The organism is Vagococcus sp. JNUCC 83 (assembly GCF_053667615.1).
In genome coordinates, this window is sequence record NZ_CM132204.1 from 333,078 (window position 1) to 358,434 (window position 25,357).

The 25,357-nt window shown below is 32.1% G+C and carries 20 protein-coding genes and 1 riboswitch; of the genes, 14 read left to right on the forward strand and 6 right to left on the reverse strand.

The window, feature by feature from the left end; genetic code table 11:
- Window positions 1–5: 5 nt before the first annotated feature.
- From JNUCC83_RS01600 to JNUCC83_RS01640, 9 genes are all read left to right on the forward strand, one after another.
- Window positions 6–7,406 (forward strand): SpaA isopeptide-forming pilin-related protein, encoded by a 7,401-nt coding sequence (locus tag JNUCC83_RS01600; RefSeq protein WP_454460511.1) that lies wholly within the window; start codon window positions 6–8, stop codon window positions 7,404–7,406.
- 143 nt (window positions 7,407–7,549) lie between these two features.
- Window positions 7,550–9,127, forward strand: coding sequence for a peptide chain release factor 3 (locus JNUCC83_RS01605; protein ID WP_454460512.1), 1,578 nt, complete (start codon window positions 7,550–7,552; stop codon window positions 9,125–9,127).
- Between the two features lie 288 nt (window positions 9,128–9,415).
- Complete coding sequence (gene tnpA, locus JNUCC83_RS01610) at window positions 9,416–9,871, forward strand: IS200/IS605 family transposase (RefSeq protein WP_454460513.1); 456 nt, start codon at window positions 9,416–9,418, stop codon at window positions 9,869–9,871.
- Window positions 9,872–10,295: 424 nt separating this feature from the next.
- Complete coding sequence (locus JNUCC83_RS01615; RefSeq protein ID WP_454460514.1) at window positions 10,296–10,637, forward strand: helix-turn-helix domain-containing protein; 342 nt, start codon at window positions 10,296–10,298, stop codon at window positions 10,635–10,637.
- The gene (locus tag JNUCC83_RS01620) at window positions 10,634–11,428 is read left to right on the forward strand and encodes a hypothetical protein (RefSeq protein ID WP_454460515.1); all 795 of its coding nucleotides are present in this window, start codon (window positions 10,634–10,636) and stop codon (window positions 11,426–11,428) included. The genes JNUCC83_RS01615 and JNUCC83_RS01620 overlap by 4 nt, the downstream gene beginning before the upstream one ends.
- On the forward strand, window positions 11,409–11,627 hold the full coding sequence (locus JNUCC83_RS01625; protein ID WP_454460516.1) for a PLDc N-terminal domain-containing protein: 219 nt from the start codon (window positions 11,409–11,411) through the stop codon (window positions 11,625–11,627). Before JNUCC83_RS01620 ends, JNUCC83_RS01625 begins: the two co-directional genes overlap by 20 nt.
- Window positions 11,624–12,505 carry an ABC transporter ATP-binding protein gene (locus JNUCC83_RS01630; RefSeq protein WP_454460517.1) on the forward strand — a complete coding sequence of 294 codons (882 nt, stop codon included), beginning with the start codon at window positions 11,624–11,626 and terminating at the stop codon, window positions 12,503–12,505. Before JNUCC83_RS01625 ends, JNUCC83_RS01630 begins: the two co-directional genes overlap by 4 nt.
- The gene (locus tag JNUCC83_RS01635; RefSeq protein WP_454460518.1) at window positions 12,502–13,269 is read left to right on the forward strand and encodes an ABC transporter permease; all 768 of its coding nucleotides are present in this window, start codon (window positions 12,502–12,504) and stop codon (window positions 13,267–13,269) included. Before JNUCC83_RS01630 ends, JNUCC83_RS01635 begins: the two co-directional genes overlap by 4 nt.
- A 1,354-nt stretch (window positions 13,270–14,623) precedes the next feature.
- On the forward strand, window positions 14,624–15,031 hold the full coding sequence (locus JNUCC83_RS01640) for a hypothetical protein (protein WP_454460519.1): 408 nt from the start codon (window positions 14,624–14,626) through the stop codon (window positions 15,029–15,031).
- Window positions 15,032–15,351: 320 nt separating this feature from the next.
- On the opposite strand, the gene JNUCC83_RS01645 is transcribed toward JNUCC83_RS01640, so the two are convergent.
- Window positions 15,352–16,593, reverse strand: coding sequence for an IS256 family transposase (locus JNUCC83_RS01645; RefSeq protein ID WP_454459153.1), 1,242 nt, complete (start codon window positions 16,591–16,593; stop codon window positions 15,352–15,354).
- Window positions 16,594–16,695: 102 nt separating this feature from the next.
- The gene (locus JNUCC83_RS01650; RefSeq protein WP_454460520.1) at window positions 16,696–17,742 is read right to left on the reverse strand and encodes a YncE family protein; all 1,047 of its coding nucleotides are present in this window, start codon (window positions 17,740–17,742) and stop codon (window positions 16,696–16,698) included.
- Between the two features lie 282 nt (window positions 17,743–18,024).
- On the opposite strand from JNUCC83_RS01650, the gene JNUCC83_RS01655 reads away from it, so the two are divergent.
- Window positions 18,025–18,348, forward strand: coding sequence for a DUF3784 domain-containing protein (locus JNUCC83_RS01655; RefSeq protein WP_454460521.1), 324 nt, complete (start codon window positions 18,025–18,027; stop codon window positions 18,346–18,348).
- Between the two features lie 7 nt (window positions 18,349–18,355).
- On the opposite strand, the gene JNUCC83_RS01660 is transcribed toward JNUCC83_RS01655, so the two are convergent.
- The 4 genes from JNUCC83_RS01660 to JNUCC83_RS01675 all read right to left on the reverse strand — a co-directional run bounded on the left by JNUCC83_RS01660 (window position 18,356) and on the right by JNUCC83_RS01675 (window position 21,309).
- Window positions 18,356–19,027 carry an ABC transporter ATP-binding protein gene (locus tag JNUCC83_RS01660; RefSeq protein ID WP_454460522.1) on the reverse strand — a complete coding sequence of 224 codons (672 nt, stop codon included), beginning with the start codon at window positions 19,025–19,027 and terminating at the stop codon, window positions 18,356–18,358.
- 15 nt (window positions 19,028–19,042) lie between these two features.
- Window positions 19,043–20,563: an ABC transporter permease gene (locus JNUCC83_RS01665; RefSeq protein ID WP_454460523.1), complete on the reverse strand. Its 1,521-nt coding sequence runs from the start codon at window positions 20,561–20,563 to the stop codon at window positions 19,043–19,045.
- 91 nt (window positions 20,564–20,654) lie between these two features.
- Window positions 20,655–20,969 carry a DMT family transporter gene (locus JNUCC83_RS01670; protein ID WP_454460524.1) on the reverse strand — a complete coding sequence of 105 codons (315 nt, stop codon included), beginning with the start codon at window positions 20,967–20,969 and terminating at the stop codon, window positions 20,655–20,657.
- Window position 20,970: 1 nt separating this feature from the next.
- A complete protein-coding gene (locus JNUCC83_RS01675) occupies window positions 20,971–21,309 on the reverse strand; it encodes a DMT family transporter (protein WP_454460525.1) in 339 nt (112 codons plus the stop codon).
- Between the two features lie 55 nt (window positions 21,310–21,364).
- A riboswitch (guanidine-I (ykkC/yxkD leader) is annotated at window positions 21,365–21,468 on the reverse strand.
- 118 nt (window positions 21,469–21,586) lie between these two features.
- Between JNUCC83_RS01675 and JNUCC83_RS01680 the strand changes: the two genes are divergently transcribed.
- The 4 genes from JNUCC83_RS01680 (at window position 21,587) to JNUCC83_RS01695 (ending at window position 25,340) form a co-directional block, all read left to right on the forward strand.
- Complete coding sequence (locus JNUCC83_RS01680) at window positions 21,587–22,144, forward strand: DUF3885 domain-containing protein (protein WP_454460526.1); 558 nt, start codon at window positions 21,587–21,589, stop codon at window positions 22,142–22,144.
- A 29-nt stretch (window positions 22,145–22,173) separates the two neighbouring features.
- Complete coding sequence (wecB, locus tag JNUCC83_RS01685; RefSeq protein ID WP_454461306.1) at window positions 22,174–23,259, forward strand: non-hydrolyzing UDP-N-acetylglucosamine 2-epimerase; 1,086 nt, start codon at window positions 22,174–22,176, stop codon at window positions 23,257–23,259.
- Between the two features lie 102 nt (window positions 23,260–23,361).
- Entirely contained in the window at window positions 23,362–23,898 is a 537-nt protein-coding gene (locus JNUCC83_RS01690; RefSeq protein WP_454460527.1) for an RNA polymerase sigma factor, read from the forward strand.
- Window positions 23,895–25,340: a DUF4179 domain-containing protein gene (locus JNUCC83_RS01695; protein WP_454460528.1), complete on the forward strand. Its 1,446-nt coding sequence runs from the start codon at window positions 23,895–23,897 to the stop codon at window positions 25,338–25,340. The genes JNUCC83_RS01690 and JNUCC83_RS01695 overlap by 4 nt, the downstream gene beginning before the upstream one ends.
- Window positions 25,341–25,357 lie beyond the last annotated feature (17 nt).

Below are 25,357 nucleotides of genomic sequence, written 5' to 3' on the forward strand. Positions count from 1 at the left end.
AAAGAATGAATAAATTAAAAGAAAAACAATTTGGTTTGTGGATGGTATTGATTTTGCTTATTCCATATTTTATCCAACCAATTGTTGCTGTAGCAGAAGGTATTGATAGGATAGTAAAAGATACGTCAACTAATCTTGTTGATTTTAATTTTACATCAACGTCAGATAGTCCAAGTTTATCGTCGTTAAAAATACAAATCGGTAAGGAATCAACAGAAGCAGAGGAACTATTTATAAAAAGTTCTGAACCATTAAAAAAAGTATCAGCATTAAATGAATCGAAAAAAGTTTTGACTCAAATAGTTGATAATGGATTTAATTTAAGTCTTATTGGGCAAACAAATAGTTTAATGGATTTTCAATTGGAACCAGTAAATGAGAAAGTAGAGCATTGGAGCATTACCTTACCTAATGGTGAAACAAAAGAGATTCATAAAGAGATAGAATCAGAAAAAGAAAATACGTTAGTGGGTAATATAAACGAAGGAAAAGAAGAAAATGACTTAAGTAAAACGTTTAACTTAAAGAAAAAAACACGAAAATTAAGAGAACCTGGAAATATTGAATCTTTAATTGCAGAGTTAAACAATGGAAAATCATTGATTGAAAATTTAACTGTCACATTAGCAGGAAACAAACCTATTCCAAATGAAGGTATCAGACCAGATGAGCCATTGAAACTAGCAGTAAAGTGGGCTATTCCTGAAGAAGTCGCACAAGAAATGGTTGCAGGTGATTACTATGAATTTTATTTGCCGGAGCAACTTCAAGTAACTCCAAGAAGTGGGGAGTTAAAAGGCCAAGATGGGATTGTATTTGGTAACTATACATTAACATCAGATGGAAAAGTTCGGTTTGATTTTAATGATGAGATTTCACAACATGGATTTATTGAAGGTGAATTTATTCATAATCAACAACTAAAAGAAATAACAAAACCTGGTAAGGTAGAAATTCGTTTGCCTCATCAAGAATCCTTACCACCGATTGAATTAATTGTAAAATCAAATGTTGATAGTGTAATTGAAAAAAGTGGTCGTCCTGATAAAACATGGGGAGCCAATTATATCAATTGGGATATTGACATCAATAAATCAATGTCATCTTTAGTAAAACCTGAAATCCAAGATATCTTACCAAAAGGTCTAACAAAAGAGTCAATTCAAATTGTTCCATTAGATGTGGATATAAATGGAAATGTACTAGGTGAAAAAGAGTCAACATTAACTGAAAATGTTGATTATAAAGTTGACGGTGATAAAATCATCTTTTTGAAAGATGTAACAGAAGCATACCGAATCAAGTTAAAAACAAAAATCAGTTTAGAAAAGAAAAAAGAAGAAAATGGAAGACCAGAGTTTACAAACAAAGCAACTTTGGTGTTTGATGGAAAAATAAAAGAAGCTGAAGCGACTGTTTCTGCTGATTATCATAAAAACTTAACTAAAACAGGCCCTACCGAAGTTGGTGAGGGTGGTCAAATTTATAATTGGAACGTACAAGCGAATTATTTAGAAAATAACTTAGCAATAGGAACAAAAATTCAAGATAGATTTAAAATTCCGAAAGATGCAGGCTATAGTATGTCTGTTATACCAGACAGTATGGAAGTGTATAAAGTAACATTTGATGAGGATGGAAATGAATCTATAGGTGACGTATTAGATACAAGCTTTTACAAAGTTGTCGATAAAGACTCTGAAGGATTTGATATTGAATTAATAAAAGAAATAGATTATGCCATCTATATTAGTTATCAAACAAAAGTGAACGGTTATGTATCAGGGGCAGAGGAACTAGCTAATGATGTGTCAATCAATGGTGACTACACAGTGAGTAGTGGTGGTTCTGTTTCCAATCAAAATTTAAGTAAATGGTTTACAGGTGTTAATTATGAAGATAAAACATTAGATTGGCAGCTAGATGTTAACCGTGCAAAATATACAATGAAAAATTATGTTTTAACGGACAAACTTTCATCAGGTCAAACATTAATTGAAGATTCTGTTGAAATAAGAGAAGTTGATGGGACAGACCCTGTTGTCAATAAAGATTATAAAATTGAGGTAAATGGACAAGAGTTCAAAATTATCTTCTTAGGAAAATTAGCAGAACAAACAGATAAGTATTATCAAATTTACTATAAGACAGCATTTGATTTGTCTAAAGTCGATAAAGGCCACCAAAAAGAAGATGACAATATTTTTTGGAATGAGTCATCTCATGAGTGGACTGATGATAGTGGGAAGAAACAACAAGCAGATACAGGTAAAATACATGCTGATTTACAAGATAACTTTAAGTTCAATGGATCAAAATATGCAACATATAATATGAAAGAAAAATCATATGATTGGATGATTGATGTTAACGTAAATTGCCACGTGTTAGTTAATGCAACGATTGAAGATGTGATTGAAGGGCAACATGAATTAATTGATGATAGTCTAAAAATCTATGAATTAAAAGTTTACTCGAATAGTACAACAGAAAAAGAAATTGATGTCACATCGAGTATTGATTACAAAATTATTCCAGAAGGTAAAAACAAACGAATCAAAATTAATTTACCTAAAAATAGTACAAAAGCATATCGAATAGAATATCAAACAACACATAAAGGATTATTGGTTACTAAAGGTGGGGTCAAAAATAAAGCTGTTTTTGAAAATGATAAAATAAAACATGAATTATCAGCAACTGTCGAACCTACTTTTGCAGGTAAAACAATTGAAAAAACTGGTGAAGTGAATCCAGAAAATGGCAACGAAGTGTTATGGGATGCTACCATTAATCCATCTCAATCTCATTTAGAAAATGTTGTTATTACAGACAAACCCTCTTCAAATCAAATATTGGATAAAAAATCAATAAAACTTTACTCTACCACTGTTTCAAACCATTATCATTATGGAACAATTGATAAAGATAAAGAACTGGTACAAGGGAAAGATTTTGATGTTGACATTAAAACAAATGATATAACGGGTGAACAAGTTTTAACTGTTAAACTGATTGGTGAATTAGCAACCATTGATACATCCTATATTTTACGTTATGTTACGACATTAAATAATACAACAGATGCGTCGCAAGTATATGTGTCTAATAATATTAAATTAACGGCTGATCATGTAGAAAGTATGGAAACTGAAACTAAAAGTCATGTATTGGTAACAGATAATGATGCAACAGCAACAGGTAAAGCTGGAAAAATTCGCATTACGAAACATTCATCATTTGATGATAAACCATTAGAGGGCGCACATTTTGAGTTATGGAAAACAAATGCTAAACGTGAGAAAAAACAATTATTACGTTCAGGTGTGACAAATAAAGATGGTCAATGGGATTTTGGTAATATTAGACCTGGAAAATATCTTTTAGTTGAAACAAAAGCACCAGAACATTTTTTAATTAGTTCAGAATTAAAAGAAGGTAAATTAATTGAGGTGACACCTCAAGCTAACAAAACAGACATACAAGAAATCAAAGAAGTCAATGATCCAAATGAAGTGGTTGTCACAAAAGTATCTAAAGATGGCAGGCCATTATCAGGAGCAACATTTAATTTACTTGATGAATCAAAACAATTGGTTATTAACCAAACACCTCTTGTATCTGATGAAGATGGACAAATTCGTTTAAGCGAGTTAAAAGAAGGTACATATTACTTAAAAGAGTTATCAGCTCCATCAGGATATATTAGAAATGATGAATTATTACCAATTCATATTACCTCAGATAAAAGTGATGCTTTAACATTTACTAATTATCAAGGTAGTGTGTCATTTGATAAAGTTGATGGTCAAACAACTCAATCATTGAAGGGGGCAACGTTTGATATTTTATCATTAGATAATCCTGCATTATCCGTAAAAGGAATCACTGGAGATGACAATGGACATTTTAAGGTAGATGGTTTAGCTCCTGGTAAGTATCAATTAGTTGAAACCACTGCACCAACGGGATATTTACTAAACACAGATCATATATCATTTACTATTCCAGAGCACGCATCAACTGAACCAGAAACAATAAGCTTAGGACAAGTGAAAAATGTTAAAGGATCAGCTAAATTTAAAAAAGTATCAGAAGATGGTCATGCATTAAAAGGTGCAACTTTCAGAATTAAAACTAAAGGCACTCAAGATGTTGTGATAGATGCATTGACAGGTAATGACCAAGGTGAATTTGAGATAGAAGGTATTGCTCCTGGTGAGTATGTGTTAGAAGAAACGCAAGCACCAACAGGCTATATCAGAAATACAGAAGAAACACCATTCTCGATTGATAATAAGGGCAATGGAGAAATCAGCACAACCGATATTGGAAGTATCGTGAATTACAAAGGTAAAATAACATTTGACAAAGTAACGGAAACTGGCGAAAAATTAGTTGGAGCCAAATTCCAAGTAGTAAATAAAGAAACAAAAGAAGTTATCATAAAAGATGTTGAATCAGATGATAAAGGCCATTATGTTGTAGAAGGATTGGCTCCAGGAAATTATGAATTAGAAGAAACGCAAGCGCCTGAAAACTATATCCGAAACAAAGATGTTATCGCCTTTACTATTCCTACAGAAACAAATGGAAAACCAAAAGAAATTCATGTATCAGATGTTGTGAACTATCAAGGGGACGTTCATTTCAAAAAAGTTGATGAGACAAATCAACCACTAAATCACGCCGAATTCAAATTAAGTGATAAAAACACAGGAAAAGTCATTAAACAAGATATTAAAGAAGTAGCACCAGGTGAATTTACAATTAGTGGATTAGCACCAGGTGAGTATGTGTTAGAAGAAACAAAAGCACCAGAAAATTATATTTTAAATACAGAACCTTATGAATTTACGATTCAAAAAGACGAGTCAGGTAAACCTGTTGCGACTAAAATTGATGATATTGTAAACTATCAAGGCAGTATCTCATTTAAGAAAACAAACGCTCAGGGTGAACTATTAGGTGGTGCGGTGTTCTCAGTAAGAGATGCTGAAACAAAACATGTTGTAGTAGATTCTATTAAAGAAACAACTAAAGGTGAATTTACGTTAACTCACTTAGCGCCAGGAAATTATGAGTTAATTGAAACCCAAGCACCTGAAGGCTATGTGTTAAATACTAAGCCAATGACGTTTAGCATTGATGGTAAACAAAAAGGTCAACCAAAACAATTAGAATTAGATAATGTTTTAAACTATCAAGGTAGTGTGTCATTTTCTAAAGTAGATGACAAAGGTAACGCACTTTCTGGCGCAACATTTAAATTGTTTAATAAAGATTCAGGTGAAGTTGTAAATAGTGAGATTACTGAGGCAAGTAAAGGACAATTTACTATTACTGATTTAGTACCAGGTCATTACTCATTAGAAGAAGTGACAGCTCCAACTGGATTCGTTAAAAACACTCAGCGTATTGATTTTACAATAGACAATCAATCAGAAGGTAAACCAAGTGTTGTTACACTAGACGCGTTTACTAATTATCAAGGTAGTTTATTGATAAAGAAAACGAGCGAAGAAGGAATATTACTTTCAAATGCTGTATTTGAATTAAGCCGTGTAATCGATGGTAAACATCAAGTTGTGGCGACAGATTTAACAACAGATTTATTAGGACAAGTTTCTATAGAAGGACTAGCTCCAGGTGAGTATGTTGTGAAAGAAATTAAAGCCCCAGCTGGATATAAATTAAACACACAAGAGTTTACTGTGACTATTGAAAGTAGTCATTTAGGTATGCCAGAGAAGTCTGTTGTATCAGTTACTGACTATCAAGGAAGCATTCAAATAACTAAAACGGATAAAGATTCAAACTTATTATTAGGTGCAGTATTTGCCATAAGAGATGTTCTTTCAAATCAAATCGTGAAAAATAACCTAACAACAGATAGTACTGGAAAAGTAATGACTGGCCAATTAATGCCAGGAGATTATGAATTAGTTGAAACCAAAGCTCCATCAGGATTTATGAGAAATGAAAAACCATTACCTTTTCATGTGTCAACTGAAGACAATGGCCAACCAAAAGCACTAGAATTAACGATGATTAATTACAAAGGAAGCATGTTATTAGAAAAAGTAAATGCTTCAAATGAACTATTAACTGGTGCTGTATTTAACTTACTTGATGGTGTGACAAAAGAAGTTTTAAGAGAAGGTCTTTCAGTAGATGAAAAAGGACAACTTTTAATTGAAGAACTATCACCAGGTCGTTATGAATTAGAAGAAACACAATCCCCAACAGGTTACATGATTAATAAAGAAAATGTAGCGTTTATTATTTATGATAAGTCATTTGACCAACCAGAAGTTATAAAAGAAACATTTGTAAATTATCAAACTCAAGCAGAATTTAAAAAGACAGATGCAAATGGCCAACCATTAAAAGATGCGACATTTGATTTATATGATAAAACGAATGGAACTAAAATTAAGGAAAATCTTGTGTCGAATCAAACTGGGAAAGTTGCTTTAGACAACTTATCACCAGGCGACTATGAATTAGTTGAAACTAAGGCTCCAGCAGGGTATATTTTAAATACTAAAAAAGTATCCTTTAAGGTAGAAGACGGACACGAAGGTAAACCAGAAGTGATGACATTAAAAGATGTTGTAAACTATCAAGGAACTGTGGAATTTACCAAAGTTGATGACACAGGCAAAGGTTTAGAGGGCGCTATTTTTAAAGTTGTAGATAAAGAAGGTAAAACTGTTCAAGAAAATATTACAGGTGATAAAGCCGGTAAGTTTGTCATCGACAATTTATCACCAGGTGACTATGAATTAGTTGAAACCAAAGCCCCAACAGGGTATGAAAGATTAACAACAGCTATTAAATTTACAGTTAATCCAAAAGAAGAAGGACAAGTTAAATCTATCCAATTGGAAAACATTGTAAATAAAAAAATTGTACCTGAACCAGATACATCAGAGTCAAGTACAAGTGAAACAAGTACAAGTGAAACAAGCACAACAAGTGCAAGCGAAACAAGCACAAGTGAAACAAGTACAAGTGAAACAAGTACAAGTGAAACAAGCACAAGTGAAACAAGTGCAAGCGAAACAAGCACAAGTGAAACAAGTACAGGTGAAACAAGTACAAGCGAAACAAGCACAAGTGAAACAAGCACAAGCGAAACAAGTACAAGTGAAACAAGTACAAGTGAAACAAGTACAAGTGAAACAAGTACAAATGAAACAAGTACAAGTGAAACAACTGCTAATCATACATCAGCTATGAGTGAAAGTAATCATTCGAATAGTTCTGACACTAATAAAAAATCAGATGCAACACATTTACCCCAAGCAGGTGAAAATATGACGAAGCATTGGGTATTAACGATAATAGGATTAATATTGATTATAAGTATGATGGTTGTATACAAAAAAAGGCAAAAATAGCATGTTGAGGCAAGGGATATTTTCTCTTGCCTTTTAAAATTTTATGAAATAAAATCTATTAATTGAGATTTTATGTTATACTAGAGCGTGAATTTCTACTAACTAAGTAATAACTACATAGAAAAACTAAGAGGAGTCTATATATGGGATTTGATCAACAAAAAGAAGTCGATAGAAGAAGAACATTTGCTATTATTTCGCATCCGGATGCTGGTAAAACAACGATCACCGAGCAATTACTATTATTTGGTGGCGCGATTAGAAATGCTGGAACCGTAAAAGGTAAAAAAACTGGGAATTATGCTAAATCAGACTGGATGGACATTGAAAAACAACGTGGGATTTCGGTTACAAGTTCTGTGATGCAATTTGATTTTCAAGGAAAACGCGTCAATATCTTGGATACTCCTGGACATGAGGACTTTTCTGAAGATACTTACCGTACATTAATGGCTGTCGATAGTGCAGTCATGGTCATTGATAGTGCTAAAGGGATTGAAGCACAAACTAAGAAACTATTCCAAGTGTGTCGTATGCGTGGGATTCCTATTTTTACTTTTATTAATAAACTGGATAGAGATGGTCGTGAACCACTTGATTTACTAGAAGAATTAGAAGAAGTGTTAGAAATTGATTCTTATCCAATGAACTGGCCAATTGGTATGGGAAAAGGATTTGAAGGATTATATGATATTTACAATAATCGTATAGAAATTCATCGTCCTGATCGTTTTGATGGGGAAAGATTCTTACCACTTAATGAGGATAGAGAATTAGAAATAGACCACCCATTAAAAGAGCAATCAATTTTTTCTCAAGTAATGGAAGAAGTTGAGTTATTACTTGAAGCTGGAAATGAATTTTCAGAAGAAAAAATTGCCAAGGGTGAATTAACACCAGTATTCTTTGGTTCTGCTTTGACAAACTTTGGTGTGGAAACATTTCTAGAAACGTTTTTACAATTTGCGCCAAAACCAAGCGAGCATGAAACAAAAGATGGTGGCGAAGTGAGTCCTTATGACAAAGACTTTTCTGGATTTGTCTTTAAAATTCAAGCAAATATGAATCCAGCTCATAGAGATAGAATTGCATTTGTTCGGATTTGTTCAGGGAGCTTTGAAAAAGGCATGGAAGTTAAGTTAGCTCGTGAATCGAAAAAAATTAAGTTAAATAACTCAACCCAGTTTATGGCTGATTCTCGTGAAATCGTAGAAGAAGCAGTGGCTGGTGATATTATTGGGTTGTATGATACAGGAACTTATCAGATTGGTGATACCTTATTTACTGGTAAAGATAAGATTGAATTTGAAGATTTACCACAATTTACGCCAGAGTTATTTATGAAAGTTACGGCGAAAAATGTGATGAAACAAAAGTCATTTCACAAGGGACTGTATCAGTTGGTGCAAGAAGGTGCTATTCAATTATATAAAACTTATTTAACTGAGGATTATATTATCGGGGCAGTTGGACAGTTGCAGTTTGAAGTATTCAAACACCGTATGTTAAACGAATACAATACTGAGTTAATCATGGAACCAATGGGAACAAAAATCGCTCGTTGGATTGATCCATCTCAGTTAGATGAAAAAATGAGTTCAAGTCGAAATATCTTAGCAAGAGATAGATTCGACCAACCATTATTCTTATTTGAAAATCAATTTGCGATGCGTTGGTTTGCGGATAAATATCCAGAAGTGGAATTGAAAACATTGTTATAAAATCCGTTGATATAATAGTTTTTTAGCATGTTTAAAATAAATTTTACATAAAAATTTAAGCACTTCGCGTTGGTTCTGTAGTTCATAAATCTCTTTTCTATCCGGATTTACTGGATTAGGAAAGAGGTTTTTTATTAATGACTTTAGTCAGTTGAGCACGAAATCGTGTGAAACAGAAAAACCACGCGTATTGCGCGTGGAAGAAATAGCTTTAGCGTTAAGAAACTCCTTTCGATATACTAAAAAGTGGCTACCAACCGCAATAAGAGTATCGAAAGGAGTTTCTTTATGTCTAATGACGATAAAAGTTTAGCACACACAAGGTGGAATTGTAAGTATCATTTAGTATTTACCCCAAAATATAGAAGGAAAGTAATTTATGGGGAGTTAAGGAAAGATATAGGAAAAATATTGAGAAAGTTATGCGAGATGAAAGATGTAGAAATAATAGAGGCATACGCAATGCCAGATCATATTCATATGCTAGTAAAAATACCTCCAAAACAATCGGTGTCAGGTTTTATGGGATTTCTTAAAGGAAGAAGTGCTGTCTTAATTCATGAGCAACACGGAAATTTGAAATATAAATATGGAAATAAAAGTTTTTGGTCTAAAGGATATTATGTGAGTACTGTGGGATTGAATCAGAAGACAATCCAAAAATATATTCGAGAACAAGAGTCTGATGATAGAGTAAGGGATAGTATAAGTAAACGTGAATACATGGATCCATTTAAAAAATAGAAAGTTTCTCGAATTGCGGTTGGCGGTCTTTTAAAAGGCTCTCTTTAGAGAGTATGTAGGTAACGAGCCCTTCTAGGGCTATTAAAAAGCCACCCGTTTTCACGGGTGGATATTTACTTTGGAATTGTGTTTTGACATCGTAGTTAAAGAATTTTTAATCTGAAAATCAATTAGCAATCTAAATGAGCCAGATAGTTTAGCCGAGTTAATTTGACAAATGACGTACATTTTATCAAAAAAGGTTATATATTTATATATTACACGTTTAATTTTAACTTTTATTCAGGTAATCCGCTAATGATTTAAGAGATGTGGGCATACATTTTGTCTCCTAAAAGTGGAATTTTTATCGTTTTGTTGTATACAACTCCTTTGAATAGTTTAATAAAATTGATTAAAATAGGGGAAAGAAAAGAGGAATATTATGTTGATTATTGGTAAAAATATTAAAACATATCGTATAAAAGAATCCTTAACGCAGACTGAATTAGCTGAGATAGTTGGTGTATCAAAGTCTTCGGTATCTAAATGGGAAACCAACCAAACTTATCCAGACATTGATTTATTACCTAAGTTGGCGACTATTTTTGGTATCTCAATAGATGAATTAATCGGTTACCAACAATCTATGAAAAAAGAAGCTATTCAAACATTATACAATATATATTCTAAACGTTTTTCCTTAGAGCCTTTTGATCAAGTTTATGAAGATTGCGTTGGTACCATCATACATATTATGCAAGTTCAGAAGTGTTATTACAAATGAGTGTTTTATTAATTAACCATCTAAATCTTTTAGATAATGAATTTAAAAAAAAAGAAATATTACAATCAATTATAGAATATATGAATAGAATTAAGCAGTTGTCAATCGATGTGAATCAAATGTCTTATGCTAATACTATTGAATCAATGTGTAATATGCAACTTGGATTTCCAGATAAAACAATCGAATTATTAGGAAGAGATGTACATGTCTATGTTGGTGAAGATCAGTTACTAGCTAGAGCATATGATTTTCAAGGAGATCATTTAAAAGCTTCTCAAATTAGACAAGTTGCACAATATCAAAGTCTTATGTGCTTGTTAATTATGAGTAGTGATTCTTTGATGGAAAGTGAAAAATCATTGAAAGAAATTGATGAAATTATGGAAAAAATAACATCAATAATGACATTATTTGATTTAGAAACATTGAATCCAGGTCTGCAGGCAACATTATATAATAATGCGTTTATAACATATACTTCTCATCGTTGTGTTGATAAGGGGATTGAAATGTTAAAAAAAGTTGTAATGATTTTAACCACATTGGTTTATCCCCTTACGTTGCATGGAGATGAGTACTTTAACCAATTGGATGAATGGATAAGTAAACAAACATACATTGGAACACAAATGCCACGTGATAGCGAGTTAGTTATTCAAAGTCTTATTGAGTTTTATACACACTCTCCCTTGGTTGTGGAAACATATAAAGATAATGAAGATTATCTTTTGTTAATAAATAAATTAATTCAATTTAAGGAGAAAAAATATGACAACAATATCATTTGAACAAATTAAAGAATATCTTCCATTTTTGGTTCCGTTGATAGTGATTCAATATGGATTAGCTTTTTACTGTTTGGTTAAATTATTTAAGCAAAAAAGTGTACATTACTTAAATAAATGGATTTGGTCTATACTTATTTTATTTATCCAGTTTATTGGACCAATCATTTATTTAATGACTGAAGGGAAAGAAAATGAATGATTTTAAGTTTGTCAAATGTATCAAAATCTTTTGGATCTCACAAAGTGTTAGATAATGTTAATCTAGATGTATCCTCTGGGGAAGTTATTGGTTTAGTTGGAAAAAATGGTGCTGGAAAGACAACGTTAATGAATTTGCTGCTTGGTTTTTTTAAGCTCGATAATGGTGAAATTATGGTTAATAATCAATTCGTCAAGTTTGGGGGACAGCAGACCAATCGAGATATTGGTTACTTACCTGACGTACCCCAGTTTTATTCATATATGACTAGTACACAATATTTATCGTATTGCGGAGAATTATTTGGAATGTCAAAATCTGAGATAGATATGCGAACTCATGAGGTATTAACACTTGTTGGATTAGAAAAAGACAAGAAAAAGATAAGGGGCTATTCTAGAGGGATGAAACAACGATTAGGGATGGCTCAAGCTATATTCCATTCACCGAAGTTGTTGATCTGTGATGAACCTATGTCAGCGTTAGATCCAATAGGAAGACAGGCAATGATTTATATACTGGAGGAAATCAAAAAAACGACAACAATTATATTTTCAAGTCATGTATTGGAAGATGTGGAACGTTTATCTTCTCGTATCATTTTATTAAATGATGGAAGTCTTAAAAATTTTTCACCAAGTAAAATGTCTTCTAAGCAATGGAAGATAGAGTTTGATCAATTGATTGATGTCGATGAATGGTTTAGTGATTGTAAAGTAATCTCTAAAGTCAAAAATACGTATTTAGTGCAAGTTAAAGAGGAAAATATTTTTCAGCACCATTTCTATCAAACTTGTTTAGTTAAGGACATTTACCCAATAAAAATGGAGAAATATTATGAGACACTGGATGAATTGTTTTTGGAGGTGGTAAAATGAGGGCGTTTCATGCATGTGTCAAAAAAGAGGTCAGAGAACATTGGGTTTATAAAAGATGGCAAATAATATCATTACTTTTTACTTTTTTTGGTATATTAAGTGTATTTACAGCAAAATATATGCCAGATTTGATGGGTTATTTTTTATCTAGTGAATTGGTCAAGTCATTTCCAACCCCAATAGTTCAGGATGTTTGGGTTCAGTTTTTTAAAAATATTGGACAAGTTGGCGTGTTAGTTGTCGTTGTTTTATTTAGTAGTCTGTTTACATCAGAATACCAAAATCACACACTCATCCTACCATTAAGTAAAGGTGTGTCACGTTGGAAAGTATTATTAAGTAAGTGGAGTGTAGCTTGTGCTGTGTTCAGCATACCATTTTTGATAGCAATAGGAGTTACACAAATATATAGTATGTTGTACTTCAAACAAGATAGTTTAGTTAATATTCCTGAAGCTTTATTATCTCAGTGGGTATTTGTTTGTTTTTTAATCACATTAATTGTCTTTTTTAGTTCATTTGTTTCGACAAATAGTCAAGTGTTAATCGGTGTATCGAGTGTCTTGTTATTATGTTTTGTTGTATCCATTTTTTTGGAAAATGGCAAGTATCTGCCCTTATTCTTGGCAACGTCAGTAAATCAATTAATTGCGAATACTGTAAACAAACAAGATGTTTATTTTAGTATGATAATTACTCTGATTGTTAGCATACTATTATTAGTTGTCAGTTTATTTTTGTTTAATAAGAAAGAAATAGACTAAAGGAACAGCACAGATCCAAATAACATTGTGGACAATGATAGAAAGTGTTTAAAACAAGTGTTATAGTACCATTAGGAGTTACAGAATTGTGGCTCTTTTTTTGTGAAAAAGAGTTTGGTTGATTCATAAAAATAGAAGTAATATTAAATTAATTCATATAAATTGGAAGCTTAACAAATGAGAGGAATAACTCTAGAGCACATGAGTTATCTATAATTAATGAAAAGTTATTAAAAGGGTTAATGATATTTGGGTATTTTTCTTGTATTCATTCATTTAAATAAAGTGATATAATTGAACGGACTGAGGGTAAAATCGATAATACAACTAGAAGCATTAAAAAAATATCCGAAATACCTCAGGAAAAAACTTGAGTATTGAGATGAAGCAGATTGGTTGTCAATAGTCCAACGTTTTTTGTTAGATAAGTGATATGATTGTACAAATTAGAAGATATAGCCTCACAAATTCCAATCATAAGAAATGATATTTTTTTCGTGAAGGCAAGCTATTGCTAGTAGGCTATTTAATACAGTGACCTCAACTTTAGTGTTAGGTTTTGAGATTATTGGCATATCTAAGGAATATTCTTTAAAGATATTTTTAAAGTTATTACCTTATGTTCAAAAAAATGACTAAAATTGAGATAGACTTGAAAGTGATCATATGCAAAAAGAAGGATTAATTAATGATGGGAAAGAAAGTCGTTAAGTAAACGAATAATGCGATTCATAATTTAACAGTTAAATTATGAAGTACGTGAATTTAGCTTCTTTTAGAGAATTACCAATAATAATACAAGGAGATAAGGTAATAAATTGTCATCTGAATTAAAGAAGTATGTATTAATACCGAAAGAGCAGTTGTGTGAACACTAAGAATAAAAAAAGTGAGGTTATATCAATGTCGGATGAACTTATAAATTTATTACAGACTAAAAAAATTGATGAATCTAAGTTAACTAGTGCCTCTATTATGAATACAGTAATTAGAGAAAATAACGGGAAATTTTAGCAGTCAAAATATCGAGAAATCAATCTATTGCATAGACGGCAAAGCGTGAGTTCCTAGAAAATATACATCATCTGTTCCAAATATGAAACTCAAAAAATAACGGAAATTGAAGATCAAAAATTAGAGCGTAGATATCGAGCTATTTTTTTTCTGAAATGAACAATTTTATTAATTTTCATGTGTCATTTCAACTAGTAAATTGTAATTAGAAAGGGTAGAAGATAGTGAATGAATATTCATTAGGAGAATTTATAAAGCCGTCCGATTGTTAAATTAATAGTTATTATATTTAAATAAAAAAATAAACAATAGCTTAGTTAAATTTATGGAGGAGAAAAAAATGTGCTTTAAATCAATATTTCAAATACCAGACTTGAGTTATAAGTGGAAGTATATTGGAAGTGATGGAAAAAAAGAAAGATGGATGTATCAGACAGAATTAATTGTACAGAAATTGAATCCCGCTGGTATTGTTAATAGGAAAAACTATGTAATAGAAATAGGATATGAAACTGAAAAAGAGTCAACAGTACCATTAAATAAGAAAAAAATAGTACTTCTTGATATAGCTACTAGGACTATGGCGTCTAAAAGATACCCTGATAATCACCAAACATATATTTTTTTTGGGATGGAAGATATATTTCAAATAAAAAGAAGATGGGGGAAAACAATATTAGTACCTATTCAAGACTTACCTCGCATGGATAGAAAAATTGAAAGAATAATAGAAAAAGTATACAAATAAAAAATTCATTTTTTTGTGGTGTAAATATAGTGGGTGTTTTTTTTATCACAGGATGGCGTTAATAAGAAATGGTAAATGAGTATAAAAAGTTCTGGTTAAAGTTTTATGATTTGCTTATGTTTTAAAAGGAAATGTGGTTAGGGTTTGTCAAGTTAAGTGTGTAAGTAATTTTAAATAATAATAGAACGACAATTTGACAATGAGTCGTCCTGTGATAATCTTCGAGGATAAGAGGGCATTTTTAATAAAGCTCTTGTCCCGATAAAAATTCACAGGACGAGAGACTCGTTGTCAAATTATATATATCCAACCTATTTTGATTAGTACCGATTATATTTTTCAACTCGTTTTGAAAAAGAATCATTAACAGTTAATTGATTAAGCACCATAGCCCAATTGTGAACGTGTCCACCTTCCCATTTACTTTGAAGTTCTTTTACTCGAAGATATAGCAGCTTAAGAAGGGCATTCTCATTAGGGAAAGCGCCTTTTTTAGTTACCTTACGGAAACTTGAATGAACACTCTCTACAGCATTTGTTGTGTACATTATTTTTCGAATAGCTGATCCATAATCAAATAGTTGTTCAACATGTTGAAAATTTCTTTTCCAAACATCAACAGCTCCTGGATAAATAGCCCACTTTGTTTGAAAGGTATCAAAAGCTGTTTGAGCAGCTTTTAAAGAAGAAGCGCTGTAAAAAGACTTCATATCCTTACAAACTTCTTTATAACTCTTACTTGGTACATAGCGAAGGGCATTTCTAACTAAATGAACTAAACAACGTTGAACCACAACGCCTGGGAAAATAGCTTTAGCACCATTTTCAAGTCCTGATACGCCGTCCATTGAAATAAATAGAATATCTTCAACTCCACGCTCTTTAATCTCATCAAAAATCTGCATCCATCTGTTTTTTGATTCTGTTTGATTTAACCAAAGGCCTAAAATTTCTTTATTTCCTTTTAAATCATAGCCAAGAATTGTATACACTGCACATTCTTTCACTTCATAATTTTCTCTTAGAGTGACATACATACAATCAACAAACAAGAAGGCATAGCATTTGGCCAGAGGTCTGATTTGCCATTCCTCAAGTTCTGATAATATTTGATCTGTGATATCCGACACCATGTCATGAGAAATAGTAAAGCCATAAATATCTTCAATTGTCGAGGCAATATCTCGTTGACTCATGCCTTTGGCATACATAGAAAGAACTTTACTTTCAATACTTGAAACGTCTTTGCTTCTTTTAGGAATAATTTCTGGTTCAAAAGAAGCATCTCTATCTCTTGGAACCTGAATGTCTAATTCACCGAAACTTGTTTTTAACTTTTTATTTCCATATCCATTCCGTCTGTTTTGAGTTTCTTTTTCTTGTCTTGACTGATTCTCATAACCTAAATGATTATCTAATTCTCCACGTAGCATAGCTTCAAACATCGGTCCAAAAACATCTTTTAAAGCTTCTTGCATATCTTCAACCGATTCTGGTTGATAGATGTCAATAATTGATTGAGCTAACTTCGCTGATTTTTGGTCTCTTTTCTTTTTAGCCACAGCTTCTCACTCCTTTAATCTATTGTAAAAAAAGAAAAACCGCGAAGCAACCCACTACCTAAGATGGTAGGTTACTTACACAGTTTATATTACACTCTCATATTATTTTAGTAATTTATCCAAATCAAGTGGTACAACATAATTTATCACAGTTAATCCTTTTTTATTTCTGAAACGTTGGGTTCCCGATTCAAAAATAGTATAGAGCTTGTCACCTGAAACCGATATTTGCTCTAAATAAGGTGGTGCTTCTATCACTTTTACAGCATCTTTTTCAAGAAATACATTGTCATCTCCTAATTCGTAGACAAGTATTTTAGAATTTTTATCCCCATAAGAACGTGATAACAGCATATAATTTTTATAAAATGTAATGCCTTGAATTTGTGTTCCTACATGCATTTTTTCTTCTGGTGATAGAGTTTTATCATCATCTACTAATTCTTTTTTTCCGTGTAGTGTGGTATCAAAAACGCCATCCTCGTTAAATTGATATTTTTCTAAAATCGCTTTGTGATCGACTGAGAAATAGCCAACATACAGGGCATCATCATGATAAGTAACATAAGAAGATTTTTTTATACCATCTAATGTAATTTCTTGATCATAGACAATTGGTATATAATTTTCTTTCATATCATATGCTTTGAGTTTATCCATAGAAAAAGCCACTAGTTCTGCTTGATCATTATCAGTAGAAGAACAAACCCAAATATTTTTTGCCACAGGATCGTATGTTATTCCTCCAACATGGGGATTTCCTTTTAGAATAATTGTTTTAACATAGTCATGTGTTTTTTTATTTAGGACATAAATTACTGAATGATGTTTTTTATCATGACTGTATGATGAAATAAGTAAATAATCTCCTGCAATCGTCACGCCTTGAGGGTCCATTGACTTACTAATACTTTTTTTACCAGGATTATCCAATGTAGGAACAATGGTTTCTTGAAGGCCTGGAATGGGATAAACATCTCCCTCAGATATATCAGAGAAAAAGGTGAAATTATAAAAGGTAGCGTATTGTTTTTTTAACACTTTTTCTTGTTTTGGAAGGTTGTAGTGTGCCACTACGCGTGATTTTTGCTGACAACCACTTATTAATAGAAGTGATAAAATAAGTAAAACTAATGATATTTTTTTCATAGAATGTCTTCTTTCTTAAAATGATACCGTTAGCATAACTGAAAATAAAGTTAAAAACAATGTTATTTATTAAGATGATTTATTTAAACATATCAGTTTTATTGGTGAATACTAAATTAGTGTTAAAATAAAGATGAACATATAAGGGGAGAACAATGAAATCAGACAATACATAAAGAACTAAAAACATGGTCAAATCGACGGGATGGTTTATTGTAGGGGTTATCATAACCACTATTGTGATTAAATTGTTTAAAAAATTTTATTTTGAGGGTAAATATTATGAATATTATGATGATAGTGTGTTTGTTGATTGGATTCATATTACTAGTATCAAGCATTATTTTTTATTTGTTAAAAGAAAAATCGGTGATTTTTATTGCTGGTTTCAATAGCTTAACTACAGAGGAACAAGAAAAATATGACACATTGAAGCTTAGTATAGATGTTAGAAATCAATTATTTAAATGGTCTTTTGTGTTATTTTTAGGTGGATTATTGTCTTTGTATAATGAATATTTTGGGGTAGGAGCCATGTTTATTTGGTATTTACTCCTTGTTAATAATATGGGGTTAAATAGTTTTGAGAAATACAAAAAGGACTGATTGCTAGTCAGTCCCTTTTGCTATTTACTAATTCAAATTCTTTATTCTTTAACTCATAAATGGTATCACATTTTTTTGCAACATCTTGTTCATGTGTCACGATAATAATGCATTTGTTTTGATTATGCGCAACCTCCTGAAATAAGGACACAATATCCTGAGATGTTTGATCATCTAAATTTCCAGTGGGCTCATCTGCGACAATTAAATCATGGTCACAACATAATGAACGGACGATGGCGACTCGTTGTTGTTGTCCACCTGAAAGCTGTGTGACGGGTTTAACAGCTAACGTGTCGTCAATCCCAACTTTATTTAAATGCTCAAGAGCGTATTCTTTTTTATTATCTACTTTAGTTTGGCAGATGCTCATAGCAGTTAATACATTGTCTAAAGCTGACATGTAAGGGAGTAAATTGTATGATTGAAAAATGGTTGATACATCATTTTTACGGTAATTTCTTAAACCAATTGAATGAATGTCTGTATCATTATAATAGATGATCCCTTCTTTTGGGACGTCTAATCCAGCAATAAGTGAAAGAAATGTCGTCTTTCCAGAACCACTGGCACCAAGTATGGCATATATGTTACCAGCTTTAAAATCTAAATCAACATGTTTATAGAGAAAGTCCTGTTCATTTGTATACCAGTAACCAATATCTTTTGTTTTAAGCATATAGATTCCTCTTTTCTAAGTAGTTAATATTTTTTTCGGTTGTAAGCGAAGAATGCCAAGTGATGATAACAGGATTGATAGGAAACTAATCAGTAATCCCAGTCCAGTAAGTTTTAGTATATCTGAACCACTCACTGAAATATTTAAATTGTCAATTTCGGTTGCAATTTCTTGTGAACTAGCACCCATCGTACCAAGTCCACCGCGCATACCACCACCAGATGGCTTATTAGGCATTTGATTGTCTTCACCGCCAGGTTGTCCACCACCAGGACCACCTTGATTTGTTTGAGTCTGAGAGGACTGACTTTGTTGATTAATCAATTGTTCACCGACAACATTTCCAACAATGTTTCCACTGAAGGTTGCAATAATTAATGCGACAATCATACAAACGACTATTTCACTGAAAAATTGTAAAATGACTTTAAAACGTGATTCACCAAGTGATAGTAATACACCAATTTCATAGCGACGTTCACGAATCGTCATCATGACAATCAGTGTTAAGATTATAATGCCCGCAATAGCAACTAAAATAACAATATTTTTTGCAAAACTAGCGACATTGTTAAGAGGTGATAACATTTGTTGATAAGCTTGATCATTTGTTTGTAGACTAAAAGAGTCGGTATCGATTAATTTTTCTGCTTCTTTAACAAAAGTATCCATCTCTTTAGGATCAGATAAAGTATAGGTTGCAGAGTCAATCGTTCCTTTTGCATCATCACCTTTTAACGTATTAGCAAAAGTATAAGAGCTATAAATTGTATTGGCTGGATTTAAGAAATTAAAACGCATGCCCATACTATCACCTGATTCAGACGTTGTATAAATCCCTTTTACTGTCATTTTATATGTTTTAGTTTCATCGTCAGAGTTTTTTAATGTAAAAGTATCCCCAACTTTTAAATCATTTGCTTCGGCTAATGTTTTTTCAATCACAACGTTATCTGTGTCTATATCATCTGAAGTTATAGCTTCTCCACTCGTGATTTTTGCGGTGCCTTCTTCAAAGGCAGAAGCCATTGATTGATCGACCACACCACTTATTTGAAAGTCACCTTGACTCATCCCTGCCATTGGTCCGCCTTGTTTTCCACCGTCAGGAGCGTTTTGATTTTCATTTGAAGAGTTTTCTGTTGATGATTCCGTTTCACTACTAGAAATGGAGGTAATGTTGTCCCCAGCCGTTGCAGATGTTGATGAGACAAAAGAATATGATTTGACATTGTCTAGTTTTGCAATCTTTTCAGCATCTTCAAGTGATACAGGGGTTAAACTAAAACTACCAGGGTCAGGTCGTTCACCACTTTCCGAATTCTGTTGTTTTTTCATTCCAGCTTCTCTATTTGCACTGAGTGTTACTTGAGCACCAATACTTTTTTTAGCATTTTCAGTTGCTGTGACAGAAGCTCTTTGAATGGTTAGTCCAGCTAAAACAAAAATTAAAATTGCTGAAAACACAGCACATAACAAAATCGTTCGCCCTTTTTTTGCTTTCATGCTTAGTAATGCTCGCTTGATAAAATCCATAATAATCCTCCTAAATATTTCTCTAAGTGATTATTACTTTAAATAACTTACCTTAAAGCTAACTTAAAATAGCATGAATTATTTTTGTCGCTTAACTAATCATTTTTAGTCCAATAGAAGAAAGTAAAATAACTAGAATACATACTAGACGTTTCCAATCTTTGGATTCATTAAAAAAAATCATACCAATAATCGATCCACCAACAACGCCAATACCAGTCCATATAGCATAACCAGTTCCCATAGGAATTGTGTTTAGTGCCATGCTTAGTAAAGTTAAACTCACTCCAAATCCTAAAATAATAAATAGTACAGTGGAGAATGTTCGCTTTATAGATAAACGGTTAATCATCGTGACACCAAACATTTCAAATAGTCCTGCGGCAATTAAAATCATCCAATCCATATTATTTTTCCTCCTTGATATTTTTTTCAGGTGTTAATAGTTTTAAACCAACGACACCGCTAATAAGCAATAAAATGAGTATCAATTTTACTAAATTTAGCGTAGAACCAAAGATTAGTATATCCGATAGAACAATGCCAACTGTTCCCAATCCAACAAACACAGCATAAACTGTCCCTGTAGGTAATGCACTTGTGGCTGAAATCATTAAATAATTACTTAAAATAATCAGTGAAATTGTCAACATCCATTGGGGTATTGTGCTCGAGTGAGTTAACCCAATGACCCAAAATATTTCCAAACCTGCTGCTAAGATAACTTTTGTCCATTCTTTATTCATTTCTATTCCTCCTTTTAAAATAAAAAAGCCTGAAAGACACTGTTAAAAAAACAGTATCTCCCAGGCTTTTATCCTTCCGTGACATAGATAAATCATCTATGAGTTTTCTCTTGGACCAGACTAATACAGTCGTACTACGGAACCCTAGAAAACTTAATATATGTAATTGTTTGTCATTCTAGCAAACTATAAATCTCTCGTCAACTAAAATTAAAAATTAGAATGTATCGTTTGTTTGCTTCTTTCATGGTAATATGAATGAAAAAGGTATGAGGGTATGAAAGATTTTTTACAAACTGATCGGCTAGAGACGTTATTTTCTTATCAACAAGCAGTGGATTTGTATCCTGATATGTATCCATTTTTAGAGGATGGGTCGTATAATGAGGAGATGTTTTTTCTTACATATACAACATTAAAAAGTGTGTTAACTGATTTATTATTTAAAGAGGATAAGGTAATCATTTTAATAAATAAATATCCGCTACTTAATAAAAATAAAACAGATAAAATTCTCCATAAAATAGTGAAAAATATAAGAGAAATTACCTTGTCTGAACAAACCTTTGATTGTTTTAATGATGATATAGATGATTATCATCGATTGCAAATTGAAACAACTTGTTCCAATATAAAGTGGAAGAAGTTGATTCTTTGTGTAATTAATCAAGATTTTCCAGATAGACGACCACAGTTTAAAATAAAAAATTCTCTACGAACACCTGAAATATACTTGATTAATCCAATATCTGAACTAATGATTCATATTTATGATGATCGAGGATATATCATTTATAGTAATGACAAAACCAAAATAAAGAAACAGATTAAATAATGAGGTGACCAATAGTGAAGAAAAAAGTGATGTTAGTATTTGGTACACGTCCAGAAGCGATAAAGATGTGCCCACTTGTCAAAGAATTAGAAAAACATGATGAATTTGAAACAGTTGTCTGTGTCACAGGGCAACATAGAGAAATGCTAGATCAAGTATTGAGTGTTTTTAATGTTGTACCTCAATATGATTTGGATATTATGAAATCACAACAAGATTTATTTGATGTGACAACAAATATTTTAGAAAAAATTAAACCAATATTGTTAAAGGAAAAGCCTGATATAGTTTTGGTGCATGGTGATACGAGTACCTCATATGCCTCAGCCTTAGCAGCGTTTTATTTGCGCATACCAGTGGGGCATGTAGAAGCTGGGCTTAGAACGCATAATATTTTTTCACCTTTTCCAGAAGAGTTTAATCGTCAATCTATTAGTTTAATTTCTACATTAGATTTTGCGCCAACAATTCGAGCCAAAGAAACACTAATGAAAGAAGGAAAAAAGGCTGACAGTATTTTTGTTACGGGAAATACAGCGATTGATGCCTTGCAAACAACGGTAAAAGATGAGTATGCAAGTGATATTCTTGAATGGGTTGCAGACAGCCGATTGATTGTCTTGACTGCGCATAAGCGAGAAAATCATGGACAACCTATGAAAGAAATGTTTCAAGCGGTGAAAACTATCGTTGATAAACATGAGGATGTTAAAGTAGTGTATCCCATTCATATGAATCCTGCCATTCAAACATTGGCTAAAGAGATCTTTGGAAACACAAAACGAGTGAAACTGATTCCTCCAATGGAAGTCATTGATTTTCATAATCTACTAGCTAAAAGTTATTTGATTATAACTGATAGTGGTGGCATACAAGAAGAAGCACCATCACTTGGAAAGCCAGTACTTGTCATGCGTGATACAACAGAGAGACCTGAAGGCATAGAAGCCGGTACTTTGAAACTGGTAGGAACGCATGAAGCAGTTATTTTTAAGGAATTGGATAACTTATTGACAGATGAAGAGAGTTATAAATCTATGTCTACAGCAAGCAATCCTTATGGTGATGGGACAGCTTCTCAACAAATTGCGACTATCTTAAAGAATAAATTATAACAAATAAAAGTTTTAGAGATTTCTCTAGAACTTTTTTTATGTTTTTAAGGAATTTGAGAAAAAACCTTGTACTGTAAGTGAGATACAAAAGGAGGGGATAATATGACAGATGAAGAATACTTAGTCGGTGATGAGGAAGTATTAGGTCAACTAATGGATACTTATACGAAACTATTGTGGGCAGTAGGTTCAAAGTATTTAAATCATCAGCAAGGCATGGGGGTTCAAGATATTGAGGAGTTGATTAGTGATGTGTTTATTAGATTGTGGAAAAATCCAAAGGGGTTTGATCCAAGTAAAGGTACATTGAAAACATATCTTTGTATGATGACGCGAGGTATGGCACTGAACAAAATGAAGCAACAATCAAAAAATATAACGGTTGAGCTCGAAGACAACATTACAGCGACATTAACGAGTGAAGAGTCTAAGCTCGATTGGTCTGTTTTTTATGATGCGGTGATGACGTTAGAAGAACCTATGCGAGAAATTATTATTAAACGTTATTTCTATGAAATGAAGCCAAAAGAAATACAAGAAAAGACAGGTTATGATTCAAAACTAATCGATAACAAGTTGTATCAAGGCAAAAAGCAATTACAAAAACAGTTTAAAGAATTAGGGGGAGAAATAGGATGAAAAAATACCTAAAAGAACCATTTGAAGAATTATCTGACGAGCAGTTAGATGAGTTATTGACAGAAATGAATTATGAAATACCTAAAGACTCGCAAGAAAAAATAAAACAAAGCGTGTTTGAAAACATCAACAAAGAAACAGAAAAAATCAAACCGTTAAAACCTAAAAAGAAAAAATGGGTAGCTATTCTTGGAGCAGTGGCAGTGCTTAGTTTGATGGTTGGTTATACGCAGTTAGATTCGATAAAAGCAGCTTATACCAAAGCTTTTGGTACAGAGGCAGACAAGATATTAATAGATGCAGAAAAACTTGATTATTCAGTAGAAGATCAAGGATTAAAATTAACGGCAAAAAATACCTTCAAAGATGGCAATACCACTTATGTTTTTTTAGAATTACAAGATCTAACAGGAGATAGATTATCAGAAGATACAAGCATTAGTGATTGGTCCATGCTTAATGGTGGAAACACGCAAGTGATTAACTATGATAAAAAAACAAAGACAGCGACGTTATTAGTCAGTTCTATTGCGTGGGAAGAACATAAAGATACAGGTTTTATATTGAAACAATTTGATTCTCATATCAAAGAGATGAAAAATACTGTGTCGATTGATTGGAAAAAAGATTTAGCGACAAATGTTAAATGGAACAAGTATGATGGGAAAAGTGGAGTAGGTGGTGGAAGTGCAGAAGACTCAATTTTAGAAAAATTGAATGTTAATTATGATGAGCTACTTACTGAATATTTACCGAACAAACGATTATCCATCCCATTAATTCCTGACGAAGATTATTTTATCGAAAATATGGCTTATAAAGATGGGTTATTACATATTTTGGTAAAATGGCCCAATATAAAAGGGTACAATTTCTTAAACTTAGATTTTCAACCTAAGGATGCTAGTAAAAAAATGCCAGAAAAAAATGGAAATAAGGTATGGCCATATATTGCTTCTTATTCAGCTTATAATAATGAAACACATAAAGATGAAACAGGACGAAGTGATTATGAGGAGTTTGTTTTTGATATAAAAGAATCAGAGTTACAAAACTATGATTTAAAAGTAGAAGCTGCAAAAACTCAAACAGTTGTTTCTGGAAATTGGGCAATAAAATTGAAAGAACCAAAAGAAATAGAAAGAAAAACATTAAAAGATATCACACTTAAAAAAGAAAACTTAGTATTATCTAATATAAATCTATCAGGTTTATCTTTAAGTTTTGATGTAAAAGATTCTTCTCGAGAGAAAATGGAAGAGTTGACTTTAGATGTAAAACTAGTGAAAAAAGATGGTGGAATCATTGATGTAACGAAAGACGGTGGCGGTAATATTTACACCGAAAATGGGGAAAGTCACGTTTCTTTAATGTTTGATTACACTGAATTAAGTGATATCGAATTAGTTATAATAAATGGTCAGACACTTAAAGTTAATTAAAAAAAATAAAACCATTC